Below are 13326 nucleotides of genomic sequence, written 5' to 3'. Positions count from 1 at the left end.
TTCGGTACCCGATCAGAGCGCCTATATATGTGAGATTAGCCCGAGCGTGTGACGAGCAATTGTGCGGCACACAATTTGTGAGCTGTCTCACGGAAGTCCGTGATCTTGCGATCGCGCACTACCTCTCGGCGGTACAAATCCGTGCCGACTGTCACGCGACGGGGTTGCCTTCGATGACAGTTCTCGACGTCAGATTATTCCCCTCACGCGCCTGCGATGCATCCCAGAGTCCCGAGTAGTGACCACCGGCATACCGCAGAACATCGTGCGGGCCGTATTCAACGATACGTCCCCGGTCAACTACGACAACGAGGTCCGCTCGGGCAGCTGTCGCGAGGCGGTGAGCTACGACGACGGAAGTCCGTTTCCGGGTGACCGACCGACTTGCTTCGAGCACCATTCGTTCGGTCGCGGGATCGAGCGTCGCGGTCGCCTCGTCGAGGAGCAGAAGGTCCGGGTCGACCAGTTCGGCACGGGCCAATGCGATGAGTTGGCGTTGGCCCGCCGAGAGCCCCTGGCCGCGCTCGCCGACGGGATGATTCATGCCTCCACGCATGTCGGCTATCGAATTCAGTGCGCCGACGGAACGCGCCGCTTCCTCGATCTCCGCGTGCGACGCGGACGGCCTCCCGTACGCGATGTTGTCGGCGACCGTGCCGGTGAACAGATGCGCTTCTTGCGGTACTACGCCGAGGCGACGTCGGTACTGCGAGAGGTGGAAGTTCCGGATGTCGGTTCCGTCCACGTCGACGGATCCAGACGTCGGGTCGTAGAAGCGGGCGAGCAACTTCACCACCGTGGACTTACCGGCACCGGTTCTGCCGACGAGGGCAACCGTCGTGCCGGGCGGAATCTGCAGATCGAAATCGGAGAGGGCGTCGACGTCCGCACCCGAGTACCGGAACCCGACCCCGTCGAGATGGACGGCTCCGTCGAGCCGTCCGGAGATCGCGATCAGATCCTCGCTGTCGGCAGTCTCGATCGAACTTCGAGTGCGCAGCAGGTCGCCGATTCGCTGCAATCCGACGTTTGCCTGTTGGTAACCATCGAACACTTGTGAGAGTTGCTGAATCGGTCCGAACAGCAGACCGAGGTAGAGCACGAACGCGATCAGCACGCCGGGCGACGTCGACCCGTTGGCGATCTGGTGCGCGCCGACGAACACGACCGCGGCCAACGCGAGGTCGGACAAGAACGAGATGAACGGGAAGTAGATCGAGATGGCTCGCTGCGACCGCATCCGCGATCGGCGGTAGCTCTCGGAGCGTTCTGCGAACCTGCGCGCCGCACCTTCCTCGCGGCGGTATGCCTGCGCCGCTCGCAAGCCGGCGATGTTCTCCTGGAAGTCGGCGTTGACGAGCGAGATCCGCTCGCGGGACTGGCTGTAGGCAACCGAGGAGATCTTGCGGAAGATCACGGTTGCAACCACGAGCGGTGGGATGACGGCCAGCGCCACCAGACCGAGCGTCACGTCGGTCGCCAGGAGCGCGATCGAAATTCCGCCGACTGTCAGGACGCTCACGATCGCCGTCGACATGCCGGTCTGGATGAACGACGAGAGCGCGTCGACGTCGGTGGTCATGCGCGTCATGATGCGCCCGGACAGTTCTCGTTCGTAGTAGTCGAGGCCCAGCCGCTGCAGGTGTGCGTAGCTGCGGACGCGGAGTTCGAACAACACGCGTTCGCCTGCCCTGGCGGTGAGCACCGTCATGACCGCGACGACAACCCAGTCTGCGGCGACCAGGAGCGCGCCGAAAGCCGTCGCGATCCAGAGCGTGTTGCTGTCCGCGGTCAGGACCCCGTGGTCGATCGCATATCTGACGAGGGAGGGGAAGGCGATCGCTGCGGCGGAGTCCAGAGCGAGACATGCGACTACTGCCAGCAGAACCCAGCGAACCGGCCTCAGGATCTGTCGGAGTGAGAAGTGCGGATTCGATTCGCGCAGACTTTCGGGTGCGACTCCGGGATCTTCGCGAGCGGGTGGAAGAGCATCGACTGCCGCCCGTAAGGACGGCGTCACTGCGATTCCGCTGAGCGCTCCGGCCATCGGACCGCCTGCACCCTGCGAGGCACTGGTGGTGTTGTCGGCTTCGGATTCAGGTGCCTGCGGCCACAACTGCGCGGTTGTCGGCTCGCGGTGGTCACGACCGAAGGCATCGGGGTCGGCCTCGTCGAGTTCGGCTGGTAGTTCCGGTGGCGAGGAGAACAGGGCCCGAAAGAGCGGACATCGTGCTTCCAGTTCGTCCACGGTTCCGGAGTCGATGATCCGTCCGCCGTCGAGTACCGCAACTCGGTCCGCCAGCGTCAGGGTGGATCGCCGGTGGGCGAGGATCAGGGTGGTCTGCCGCCGTCTGGCTCGGAACGCGTCGAAGATCGCGGCTTCGGTTGCCGCGTCCACCGCGGAGGTCGCGTCGTCGAGGACCAGGATCCTCGGGTCGACCAGCAGGGCTCTGGCAAGCGCGATGCGCTGACGCTGTCCACCCGACAGCGTCAGGCCGCGTTCGCCGACGACGGTGTCGTACCCGTCCGGGAGTGCCTCGATGAAGGCGTCTGCCTGTGCTAAAGCCGCGGCGGCACGGATCTCCTCGACGGAGGCGTCCTCGCGGCCGAGTGCGATGTTGGCGGCAATGGTGTCGGAGAACAGGAATGGCTCGTCGAAGACCAGGCTGACGGCGGCACGCAACTGTTCGGTGCGCAGTTCGGCGATGGGGAACGTCTCGCCGGCGGTATCGACGCTGACCTGACCCGATGTCGGCGCGTAGAACCGGGGGAGAAGCAAAGACAAGGCGGTCTTCCCCGACGCAGCCGGCCCTACGACGGCGACGGTCTCGCCCGGTTCTATGCGAAGGTTCAGCCCGGTCAGGACATCGCGTTCGGTGTCGAACCCGAAAGCGACGTCTTCGAAGGTGACTCCGAGCGGACCGTCGGGCAGGTCCACCGGATGGTCAGGATCGGCGATGTCTGGCTGCGCGTTGATGACGTCGTAGACACGCTCGACAGCGGCGCGCGCCAGCTGCGCCATGACGATGACCGACGACAGTGTTCGGGTGACTCCGGTCATCGTGACGATGTAGGTGGCGAACGCGAGAAACGTTCCCACAGTGATCTTGTCGTGTAGCGCGAGATACCCACCGAGGGCGATCACACCCACCTGCCCGAGCTGGGGCAAGGCGGCCATGGTCGGCGCGAATTTTGCGTTCAACCACGCGGCGCGAAGCCGCTCCGAGTACAGCGTGCGACTGTGCTTTTCGAGCTGGTCGACGGCTCGTTGTTCCTGCCCGAATCCCTTGACGACGCGAACGCCCGTGACGGTTTCCTCGACGTGTTGGGCGAGGTCGGCTGCCCGCTGCTGTGCGGACCACGTTGCGGCGAACAGCATCGGGCGCATCAGGAACACCACGAGTCCTACGGCGGGGATGACGGCGACGGCGACGAGAGTCAGCAGCGGTGAGAGCCATGCCATGATGCCGATCGCGAGCACGAATTGCAGGAGTGCACCCGCCGACATCGGCACCATCGCAAGCAAACCCTGGACGAGTTGTAGATCGGTGATGGACCGGGAGACCACCTGGCCAGTGCGGATCTGATCCTGCCCCCGTCCGTCGAGGCGTTGCAGTGAGCCGAGGAGTGCAAGTCGCAAGTCGTGTTGAACGTCGAGCGAGAGTCGGCCGGCCAGCATCCGCCGGCCGTACTGGCACGCGAAGCGGACAATCGCGAGCAACGCGATCGCCAAGGCGACGAAGCCGATCACCTTGCCAGGGTTCTCCTGGCCGGCGGCGTCGAGCGCATAGCGGGTCAGGAGCGGAAACGAGATGTCGATCGCAGAAGCGATGACGGTGACGAGTAGCGCGCCGATGGCAACTCTGCGGTGCAACCAGCATGCGTGGGCCAAGCGGCGGATCCAGCCCGGAGCTCGATCCACGTCTCCAGCTACCGGACTGTCCGTGTTGATCGTGTTCATCGAGATCCACGGTAGACCCGGCCCCAGACAGCTTTTTCAGGTGATGTCGCGGGTCCGGGTTCGCAGCCAACCGAGTCCGCAGAACAGAACGACCCAAGCGGCTAGCATCATCGGGCCACTCGGCCAGGACGCAAAGGCGTCGACGTCGATCGACGGTGCCGCGTTGACGATCGTGCCGATCGTGGCCGAAACGGGAAGCGCGGCGCCGATCCCGCCGAGATCCATCGCGAGCAGCACTGCGCGGACGATCCATTCACCGAAGACGAACCACAAAATGACCGAGAGTGCACCCGCCATCGACGATCCGGTGAGCAGTGCCACCCCGGCACCCAGCAGTGCCCACAGCGCACACGCCAGAATGCCTGCGGCGCAGATGGCGAAAAGATCGGTGGTGAAGCTGAAATCCCGGCCGAAGAGCAACATCGCACCGATGCTGACAACTTCGACCGCCAGCGCGTAGCCGACGGCGAATACCGCGACGACGGCAAGCTTCGCGCCGAGAACGCCGTCGCGCCCACGAGCGGTGAGAAACGTCGTGGTGAGAGTCTTGTAGCCGAATTCGGAACCGGCCGTGAGCGCTCCGAAGACGGCCGCGAACACCAGGACAAGGGTGTTCGAGACACCCAGGCTTACGCCGGTGGACACAACGTTGACGTCGAAAGTCGTGTCGGCGGAATCGGCCACAACTTCGACGAACGTCCTGGTGGAGGCAGCAATCAGCACAGCCACGACGACCGGGGCGATTGCCAGTGCCCACCAGTAGCGCAGGGTGAGAACTTTGAGTGTCTCCGCGCGCACGAGCGTGGTCATCGGTGTCCTCCGGAGGGTCCGTATGCGGCAGGGCCGTAGTAGCCCGGTCCCGAACCCGGGCCGGGTGGGCGGTGGTATCCGACCTGGGGGACGGCATATTGCGGCGTTGTCATCGCCAGAAACAGTTGCTCGAGATCTGCGCCTTCGGACGCGACGCCGAAGATCGTGACTCCGGCCGCCGTCGCCACCGGTGGGAGCGCGGACGTGTCCGTGCCGCCCACCGCGAGCCGTCCGTCCTGAGTGATCTGGGCGTCGATGATTCCGCGAGCGGCCAATGCCGTGGCGAGGAGCGCGGGGTTGGAGCAGGAGACGAGCAGTCGACTGCGCTGGGAGCGGCGAAGTTCGTCCATGGTCCCTTGGTAGACGAGTGAGCCGGCGCTGACGATGACCACGCTGTCGACGGTTGCTTCCACCTCACGGAGCGCGTGGCTGGAGATCAGAACTGTTCGGCCGGAACCGGCGAAGGTCTGCAGGAACTGACGTAGCCACGCCATGCCTTCCGGATCGAGTCCGTTCGCGGGTTCGTCGAGTACGAGGATCTCGGGATCACCGAGCATCGCGGTGGCAAGGATCAGGCGTTGGCGCATCCCGAGCGAGAATGTGCCGGTCTTGTGGGCTCCGACCGAACCCAGACCGACCATTCCGAGTACCTGCGCGGCGCGTTGAGTCGGCATACCGATCGCGGCCGCGTAGATCTCGAGGTGTGCCAGCGCAGTGCGTTTCGGATGGAGGCTGCCCACGTCGAGGACGGCGCCGACGGTCCGCGCCGGGTTGGGGAGCGAACGCATCGGCGCTCCGTTGACGGTGGCCGATCCCGAGGTCGGCGACACCAGGCCGAGGAGCATGCGCAACGTGGTTGTCTTGCCCGAACCGTTCGGGCCGAGAAAGCCGGTGATCGAGCCCGCCTGTACGTCGAAGCTCAGGTCGTTGACCGCGTGCGCCGCCTTGAACGTCTTCGTCAACCCACGAATCTCGATCGGCGCAGAGAAGGATCCCAGTGCGGTGTTCGTCAATGCTGCTCCCGGGTCGGCGGCGAATACGTGATGCGAGCCTACGGCCCGGACAGCTATCTGCGGATGGCCCGGCGTGTCTTCGTTTCAGGGAGGAGGGCGGCATCGTCGGCAGGCATCACGATGAGGTGATCGGTCCACCTGGCGGGCGCGGGTCCGAAGGCTTCGCGCGCGTTCTTGACGACGCCCTTGCCGATGGCCCGGTTACCCGCACCGCCGATGACGGCTCCGATCCCGGCGGGAACGAGTTTGCCGAGGATCAGTGCGCTGCGCCTGGCGGCGTACTTGGTCACGAACTTCCGCACGAGGGTGCTGTTCATTCCCTTCATCGTGGGGCCGGGAATCTTGCTCGTGATCGCGGTTCCCCAGTTCTTGGCCGTGATACCGGTGGCCTTCTGAACGATCTCCATGCCGGATTCGCCGAGGGCGACTGCCAGGACCAGGGCGCGTCGTTGCTGGTGATCCTGCACGGAGATTCCGTGCACCGACGCAATCGCCAACGTCAGCAGCGCGGACGCTTCGAGGAAGAAAGCGGATTCCGCACCGACGGCAGCGATGGACGCGACCGTGCCGACGCCCGGCACCGCGGCCGTGGCACCGACGGCACTGCCGCTTCCGGTCACGGCGAGAATGAACATCTTCTCCATCCGCTCGACGATCTGAGCGGGCGACTCGTCGGGGTGCGCCTTACGGACATGGTTGACGTATTTGGCCACGGCGGGCGCTTGCAGGCGGCTTCCGTTGTCGAGAACGGAAACGAGGACCTTCTCGATACGCCCGCTGTCGTTGTTCGTCGACTTGCTCATTGCTGCCCCTCCACAGTTGTCCTCCTCTGAAACGAGGTGGACCGTATCTCGAGAATAGGTGAAGTTTTCGGTAGCGGCGGTGATCGCAGGGGCCATAGGCTCGTACGAGACTCGGTTTTCTTCGTGAGTTTTCCCAGGCAGGAGTTCGAGTGTTATGACCGCCACTTCGGAACCTCGTTCGACGACCATCTGGCCGACACTGCGCTACCTCGACGCCCGTTCGGCGATCCACTTTCTGGTGAGCACCTTCGGTTTCGTGGAGAAGGCCGTCTACGGAGAGGGTGACGTGGTCGACCCACGCCCAACTCGACTGGCCCGGCGGTGGCGGCATCATGCTGGGTTCCCCGCGCACCGATTCGGCGATCGCCGGCCTACCACCCGGAATCGGTTCGGTGTACATCGTGGTGGACGACGCAGGCGCCGCCGATGCACTCTACGAACGCGCTGTCGCGGCCGGAGCCACGATCACGCAGGGATTGCGCGACGAAGACTACGGTTCGCGAGGCTTCACGTGCCGTGATCCAGAAGGTGTGTACTGGAGTTTCGGGACATACGCAGGGGAGTAGCCTCGCCGCGATCTATCTGGTGGCCCAGTGCTGCGCTGGAACCACTTCGGACGGGATGGGCGGATGAGGCGGTGTGCCGTCCCCGAACGGTCGGCCGCCCAACTGTTCGCGGCCGTGTGGTTCGAGCCAGTGCGTCAATTCCGGTCCCTTGGGCACGATTCCGGAGGGATTGATCTCGGAATGCACGATGTAGTAGTGAGCTTTGATCTGCGTGAAGTCGATGGTGTCACCGAATCCTGGGGTCTGGAACAAATCGCGTGCGTAGTCCCACAGCACCGGCATCTCGCTGAGTTTGCTTCTGTTGCACTTGAAATGGCCGTGATAGACGGGATCGAATCGCGCCAGTGTCGTGAACAGGCGTACATCAGCTTCGGTGATGCTCTCGCCTACCAGGAAGCGTTGCCGCGCAAGACGTTCGGTGAGCCAGTCGAGCCGGGCGAACAGCGTGTCGTATGCCTCGTCGTACGCCTGCTGTGAACCGGCGAACCCGCATCGGTAGACGCCGTTGTTCACGTCGCGGAACACGTACTCGGCCACTTCGTCGATCTCGTTTCGCAGAGGCTCCGGGTACAGATCCGGTGCACCTTCGCGGTGGTACTTCTTCCACTGCGTCGAGAAATCGAGGGTGATCTGTGGGTAGTCGTTGGTGACCACCTTGCCCGTGGAGATCTCCACCATGGCGGGCACCGTGATTCCCCTGGGGTAGTCGGGATCTCGGGCGAAGTACGCGTCCTGTAGTCGCGGGATCTTCAGTACCGGATCGACGCCGCCGGGATCGAGATCGAAAGTCCAGCTTCGCTTGTCGTGGACCGGACCGCAGATGCCCATCGACAGTACGTCTTCGAGGCCGAGCAGGCGGCGGACGATGATGGCGCGGTTTGCCCAGGGGCAGGCACGCGCCACGATCAACCGGTATCGCCCCGGTTCGACGGGGTAACCGTCGCGACCGTCCTCGGTGATCCGGGTCTGGATGTAGTTGGTGTCGCGTTTGAATTCACGACCCTCTTCGACGAATGTCGGTTCGCTCGCGCCATCTTCCGTACTCATCTGCGGTTCCTCTCGTTCGAGTGTCAACTGGGCAGGTGCACGTGTACTCGAGCGTATGCCCCCAGAACGTCGAATTTGGCTTTACGTGGAAGCGTTGCGCTGATGGCGCTGCCCCGACTCGTTCGTAGTTGTGGGATCAATCCCGAATCCAGTGCGTCCTCCGCAGCCAGAAGTGTTACTCCGCAGCCGATTCCGCGCCGGCGGTGCGCTGGGGCTGTCAGGGTCGTGAGATCTGCCACGAAACCTTGGAATTCGGAGTACGCCGCGCATCCGAGTACCTCGTTGTCATCGGTGAGTGCGGTGAACCACCGCGTGCGGTTCTCGAGATCAGCGGTGGTGCTGTCGTCGGGTGGGCACAGCGCAGCGACGGCGAGGGCATCGTCGATGTCGTGGGAAATCAGTAGTTGCTCGTCGGGTGGCGCGTCCGTGTAGTCGCCGAGGAAAGCGAGATCGACGGGTCCGGTGATTCGGCCGCCGTGATCGCCGGCGATCTCGAGCAGACGCGTCGGTTGCAGCAGTGCGTCGACGGAGATTTCCTCGGTGCGCTCGATGAACCACTGCGGTCCGACAATCGCGCCACCGCCGGCCAGGTCCAGTACGTGGATGTCGTCGCCCACCACCCTGGCGGTGTGTGCCGGTCGCAACGCGGAGTCGCCGAGGCCCAGTTCGCGCGCCCATGCGAGTCGGATGATGTCGAGTTGATGATCGTCCACTCGTTACAGGCTAGTCCGGTTCGAACGGGTTGATCGAGATGGCCGGAGGTCGTATATTCCATGTGGACTATTTCGCGTGGAATAGTCAAGAAATAGTCAATTGTGGCTTGTCAGGGAGGGGGCTCATGGGTGACGTGTCACTGACGCCTTTGGGGATCACCGTTCTGGGCCTGCTGTCCGAGCGTTCGATGCACCCGTACGAGATGTATCAACTCGCCTCGGTTCGACGGGGCGATCAGCTGGTGAAGATCAAGCCGGGATCGCTCTATCACACGGTTTCGCGGCTGGAGAAGCAGGAATTGCTGGCTTCGATCGGGATCGATCGTGAGGGCAATCGGCCGGAGCGCACGACGTACGAGATCACAGCCCGAGGCCGTGATGCTCTCGAGCACCAACTACGTGAGATGTTGGCGGTTCCGGTGCGGGAGTATCCGCGGTTGCCGCTCGCGCTCGCCGAAATGCACAACCTTTCCGCATCAACTGCGTGTCAGATGCTTCGGATCCGTCTCGCACACCTCGACAAGACGATTGCGAAATTCGAGGTCGACTACGAAGCGGTGAAGGCCGCGGAAAAGCCACGAATCTTCACGGTGGGCGCAGACTACGCCCACGCACTCACGATCGCCGAAAGAGAGTGGATCGGCGCGTTGGTGACAGATATCGAGAGTGGCGAAATGCCTTGGCTCTCACAAGAACTTCTCGACCGGCTGGCCGGCTCCGCGGGCTCGTCCGCACTACCTAAGGACTGAAGATGGAAAAGCAGGTCAATCCCTGGCACGCGCTGTGGGCGCTGTGTATCGGGTTCTTCATGATTCTGGTGGACAGCACCATCGTCGCTGTCGCCAACCCTGCGATCATGGAGGACCTCGGCACCGACATCAACAAGGTCGTCTGGGTCACCAGCGCGTACCTGCTGGCGTACGCGGTGCCGCTGCTTGTCACCGGCCGACTCGGTGACAGGTTCGGACCGAAGAACCTCTACATGATCGGCCTCGTACTGTTCACCGGCGCTTCACTGTGGTGTGGTCTGTCCGGCAGCGTCGAGATGCTCATCGTGGCAAGGGCTTTCCAAGGTCTGGGCGCCGCAATGATGACGCCTCAGACCATGGCGGTCATCACGCGCACGTTCGCGCCGAACAAGCGTGGCGCCGCAATGGGCCTGTGGGGCGCGGTTGCCGGTGTTGCGACGCTGGTCGGTCCGCTTGCCGGTGGTGTGTTGGTCGACAATCTCGGCTGGGAATGGATCTTCATCGTCAACGTCCCGGTCGGTGTCATCGCCTTCCTCCTCGCGTGGAAGCTTGTTCCGTCGTTGCCGACCAGCGAGCACAAGTTCGACATCCCCGGCGTGATCCTCAGCGCCGCAGGCATGTTCCTGCTCGTGTTCGGAATCCAGGAAGGCAGTTCGTACGACTGGAACGGATTCGTCTGGAGTCTGATCGGCGCCGGCGTGCTGTTACTCGCGGTGTTCGTGTTCTACCAGTCGCGCAACAAGAACGAGCCGTTGCTTCCCCTCGAACTCTTCAAGGACCGCAACTTCTCGCTTGCCAACGTCGCCATCACCGCGATGGGCTTCGCGATCACGTCGATGGTCCTTCCCCTGATGTTCTACACCCAGGCAGTTCGCGGACTCTCCCCGACGCAGTCGGCGCTCCTCCTCGTTCCGATGGCCGTGCTGACCGGCATTTTTGCGCCGATCATCGGCAAGCTCGTCGACAAGACGCACCCGCGCTACATCGCGGGTACCGGCTTCCTGCTGTTCGCGATCGCCCTGGGTTGGCTGGCACTGGTGATGTCTCCCGACGTCGCGATCTGGGAACTGCTCCTGCCGATCGGTCTGATCGGCTTCGCCAACGCATGCATCTGGTCGCCGCTCGCGGCAACCGCGACACACAACCTGCCTCCGATGCAGGCCGGCGCCGGAGCCGGCGTCTACAACACCACCCGGCAGGTCGGCGCGGTTCTCGGTAGTGCCGCGATCGGCGCACTGATCACCGCACGATTGGCGGCTCAGGGTCTGACCGGCGGCAGTTCAGAAGCCGGAGTGGGTCACCTGCCCGAGTTCGTTCGTGAACCGTTCAGCACGGCGATGTCGGAGTCGATCTGGCTACCTGCAGGCGTGCTGCTCATCGGCTTCGTCGCTTCGGTGTGCTTCGCTCGGCCTCTGCGCGGCGACGCACACGACGACGCGATGGCCGTCAGTGCCGAAGCGCGTCGGGAAACATCACTGCACGATTGAGATAGTCGCTCGGGTCCAGGGCTCGCTTGATCGCCCACATCGTGGCTATGTCCTCCGCAGAGAGGGCCAGGTCCAGATAGTTGCGTTTGAGCGAGCCCACCCCGTGCTCGGAACTGACGTTTCCGCCGTGATCGCGAACCAGTTCGAGGACGCTGCGGTACACGGTGTCGGCGTTCGGGCAGTTCAGGACGTTGAGGTGGATGTTTCCCTCGGCTACGTGGCCGAAGAGGATCGGAATCGCCTCGGGGGCGTGACTCGCGATCACCGCCGCGGCATCCTCGGCGAAGGTGGCAAGCGAGTCCAGGGGCAGTGCCGCGTCGAATTTCAGTGGGGGACCGAACAGTCCGACCACTTCGGCGAAGCACTCCCGCGCTGCCCACAAGCGCGTCGAGCCGGGATCGTCGACCGCCACCGCCGGGGTTTCCGGCGGGTCGATGCGTTCGAGTACTTCGCCCAGGCGTTCCAGCGGATCGTGGGCACCGGACACCTCGGCGAGCAGGTACCACGCCCGCCCCGTCGGCACCGCGGCGTTCGCGTGTCGAGCGGCCAGTTCGAGTCCGCGGCCGTCCAACAATTCCAGTGCGTCGACGCCGTCGAGAGTGCGCAACGTTCGCCCCGCGTCGACGACGTCCTCCAGCCTGTCGAAACCGGTCAGTGTGGTGACCCGGTGAGCCGGCACCTGGCGCAGTGTCAGATCGACTGCCGTGACCACACCGAGAGTTCCTTCGCTGCCCACCCACAGTGCGGGCAGGTTGTATCCGGAATTGTCGGACAACACTTTCGGTGACCGGCGCACCGTGGTTCCGTCGGGGATCACCACTTCGAGGCCGAGCACCTGTTCGGCCATGTTCCCGTATCGAACCGTGTGCAGGCCACCGGCATTGGTGGAGACCATGCCGCCGATGGTCGCCGTGTCCCGTGAAGCTATGTCGACGCCGAATTTCAGGCCGGCGTCGGCCGCAGCGGAATGTACCTGCGCGAGTGTCACTCCCGCTCCGACGGTGATCCGCCTGCCGGCCGCGTCGACTTCACCGATCGTCGTGAGACGTTCGGTGGAGAGCAGGACGTCGTCGTGCTCGGGCACCGTGCCCGCGACCAGGCCGGTTCGTCCGCCCTGAACGGTGACCGGTACACCGTGGGAGCGGCACACGTTCAGCACTGCCGAGACTTCGGCGGTGTTTCCGGGTCGGACCAGGGCGCTGGCGTGCCCGCTGTAGCGCCCCGTCTGGTCGGTGGAACGGGTCGCCAACACGTCGGCGTCGTCGACGACGAACCGGTGTCCCACAACGTCCGCGAGTGCATTTCTCAGACCGTCCACCCGACGATCGTAGGCCGGTTCCATGTGGCAGTGTGGCGGCATGACTGCTCCCGAATCGCACCCCACCCGTCTCGAGCGCTTCACCACCGATGGTGGTGCCGAGGTGGCTGTCCTGACGTTCGCGCACGGACCACTCAATCTGTTCGATCAGGCCATGTTCGACGCGGTCATCGCCGACGTTGCGGCGTTGACCGAGAATCCGCCGCGGGCTGTCCTCCTGCGCGCGGAGGGCAAGGTCAACTCGGCCGGCGTCGACGTCCACGTCTTCGACGGACTGAACCCGGAGCAAGGCGCGGAATTGTGGCGCGAGCTGTTCGCCCAGATCTGCCATCCGCTCGAGGCATTGCCGTGCCCGGTGATCTACGCGGCGCACGGGTTGACGCTGACTGCGGCATTCGAGATCTCCTTGGCCTGCGACATCATTCTCGCGGCGCCCAAGGCAAAGTTCGGGCTGGTCGAGACAGTGGTCGGTCTGACGCCGTCCATGGGTGGACCGCAACGCCTGGCCGAGCGCGCCGGTTCCGGACGGGCTCGGGAGTTGGTCATGACCGGCGATCTGTACGACGCCGCAACCCTGCACGCTTGGGGCGTCGTCAATGCAGTTCACGACGACGTCGACGGTGCGGCGCGGTCCCTCGCGACCAGGTTGGCGGATGGACCCACGCGAGCACACGACGCCACCAAGCAGATCGTGGCGGCGTGGCGTTCCGGCGGCATCGCTCATGCGGATTCGGTGACTCCCGGGGTTTCCGGCGCGCTGTTCGACACCGACGACCTGCGCGGCGCCGTCCGCAGTTTCCTCGACGTCGGCCCGGGTAAGGCCGTCTACTCCGGAAAGTAGATATACGACCTTTATCGT

Annotated in this window: 10 protein-coding genes and 1 pseudogene; 4 read left to right on the top strand and 7 right to left on the bottom strand. The window is 64.2% G+C overall.

The features are described 5' to 3' along the window. Window positions 1-151: 151 nt before the first annotated feature. The 4 genes from ACFWAD_RS27490 to ACFWAD_RS27475 form a co-directional block, all read right to left on the bottom strand. Window positions 152-3961 carry an ABC transporter ATP-binding protein gene (locus ACFWAD_RS27490; RefSeq protein ID WP_378549586.1) on the bottom strand — a complete coding sequence of 1270 codons (3810 nt, stop codon included), beginning with the start codon at window positions 3959-3961 and terminating at the stop codon, window positions 152-154. A 36-nt stretch (window positions 3962-3997) separates the two neighbouring features. Beyond that, a complete protein-coding gene (locus ACFWAD_RS27485) occupies window positions 3998-4771 on the bottom strand; it encodes an ABC transporter permease (protein WP_378449066.1) in 774 nt (257 codons plus the stop codon). Then, window positions 4768-5769 (bottom strand): ABC transporter ATP-binding protein, encoded by a 1002-nt coding sequence (locus tag ACFWAD_RS27480; protein ID WP_378549638.1) that lies wholly within the window; start codon window positions 5767-5769, stop codon window positions 4768-4770. The genes ACFWAD_RS27485 and ACFWAD_RS27480 overlap by 4 nt, the downstream gene beginning before the upstream one ends. A 68-nt stretch (window positions 5770-5837) precedes the next feature. After that, the gene (locus ACFWAD_RS27475) at window positions 5838-6587 is read right to left on the bottom strand and encodes a hypothetical protein (protein ID WP_378449067.1); all 750 of its coding nucleotides are present in this window, start codon (window positions 6585-6587) and stop codon (window positions 5838-5840) included. 154 nt (window positions 6588-6741) lie between these two features. Between ACFWAD_RS27475 and ACFWAD_RS27470 the strand changes: the two are divergent. Then, window positions 6742-7153: pseudogene (locus tag ACFWAD_RS27470) on the top strand (VOC family protein). 12 nt (window positions 7154-7165) lie between these two features. Here ACFWAD_RS27470 and ACFWAD_RS27465 read toward each other — a convergent pair. After that, the gene (locus ACFWAD_RS27465; RefSeq protein ID WP_378449069.1) at window positions 7166-8200 is read right to left on the bottom strand and encodes a glutathione S-transferase family protein; all 1035 of its coding nucleotides are present in this window, start codon (window positions 8198-8200) and stop codon (window positions 7166-7168) included. A 23-nt stretch (window positions 8201-8223) separates the two neighbouring features. Further along, window positions 8224-8913: a GNAT family N-acetyltransferase gene (locus ACFWAD_RS27460; RefSeq protein WP_378549584.1), complete on the bottom strand. Its 690-nt coding sequence runs from the start codon at window positions 8911-8913 to the stop codon at window positions 8224-8226. 125 nt (window positions 8914-9038) lie between these two features. On the opposite strand from ACFWAD_RS27460, the gene ACFWAD_RS27455 reads away from it, so the two are divergent. Then, on the top strand, window positions 9039-9662 hold the full coding sequence (locus ACFWAD_RS27455) for a PadR family transcriptional regulator (RefSeq protein ID WP_378549581.1): 624 nt from the start codon (window positions 9039-9041) through the stop codon (window positions 9660-9662). A gap of 2 nt (window positions 9663-9664) precedes the next feature. After that, on the top strand, window positions 9665-11149 hold the full coding sequence (locus tag ACFWAD_RS27450; RefSeq protein WP_378549578.1) for a DHA2 family efflux MFS transporter permease subunit: 1485 nt from the start codon (window positions 9665-9667) through the stop codon (window positions 11147-11149). Here ACFWAD_RS27450 and ACFWAD_RS27445 read toward each other — a convergent pair. Next, window positions 11109-12509, bottom strand: coding sequence for an FAD-binding oxidoreductase (locus tag ACFWAD_RS27445; RefSeq protein WP_378549575.1), 1401 nt, complete (start codon window positions 12507-12509; stop codon window positions 11109-11111). The two genes, ACFWAD_RS27450 and ACFWAD_RS27445, sit on opposite strands and share 41 nt — an antisense overlap. Here ACFWAD_RS27445 and ACFWAD_RS27440 point away from each other — a divergent pair. Beyond that, window positions 12508-13308: an enoyl-CoA hydratase/isomerase family protein gene (locus ACFWAD_RS27440; protein WP_378549572.1), complete on the top strand. Its 801-nt coding sequence runs from the start codon at window positions 12508-12510 to the stop codon at window positions 13306-13308. The genes ACFWAD_RS27445 and ACFWAD_RS27440 overlap by 2 nt on opposite strands. The last annotated feature ends 18 nt before the right edge of the window (window positions 13309-13326 follow it).

The organism is Rhodococcus sp. NPDC059969, assembly GCF_042738325.1.
In the GTDB taxonomy this organism is placed as follows: domain Bacteria; phylum Actinomycetota; class Actinomycetes; order Mycobacteriales; family Mycobacteriaceae; genus Rhodococcus_F.
The sequence above is the reverse complement of the archived record's forward strand: the minus strand, read 5'-3'. Positions and strand labels throughout refer to the sequence as shown.

Excerpts from the sequence above, each read along its gene's own strand:
- ACFWAD_RS27465 (WP_378449069.1), bottom strand. The coding sequence starts at position 8,200 with ATGAGTACGGAAGATGGCGCGAGCGAACCGACATTCGTCGAAGAGGGT.
- ACFWAD_RS27450 (WP_378549578.1), top strand. The coding sequence starts at position 9,665 with ATGGAAAAGCAGGTCAATCCCTGGCACGCGCTGTGGGCGCTGTGTATC.
- ACFWAD_RS27490 (WP_378549586.1), bottom strand. The coding sequence starts at position 3,961 with ATGAACACGATCAACACGGACAGTCCGGTAGCTGGAGACGTGGATCGA.
- ACFWAD_RS27445 (WP_378549575.1), bottom strand. The coding sequence starts at position 12,509 with ATGCCGCCACACTGCCACATGGAACCGGCCTACGATCGTCGGGTGGAC.
- ACFWAD_RS27440 (WP_378549572.1), top strand. The coding sequence starts at position 12,508 with ATGACTGCTCCCGAATCGCACCCCACCCGTCTCGAGCGCTTCACCACC.
- ACFWAD_RS27455 (WP_378549581.1), top strand. The coding sequence starts at position 9,039 with ATGGGTGACGTGTCACTGACGCCTTTGGGGATCACCGTTCTGGGCCTG.
- ACFWAD_RS27485 (WP_378449066.1), bottom strand. The coding sequence starts at position 4,771 with ATGACCACGCTCGTGCGCGCGGAGACACTCAAAGTTCTCACCCTGCGC.
- ACFWAD_RS27475 (WP_378449067.1), bottom strand. The coding sequence starts at position 6,587 with ATGAGCAAGTCGACGAACAACGACAGCGGGCGTATCGAGAAGGTCCTC.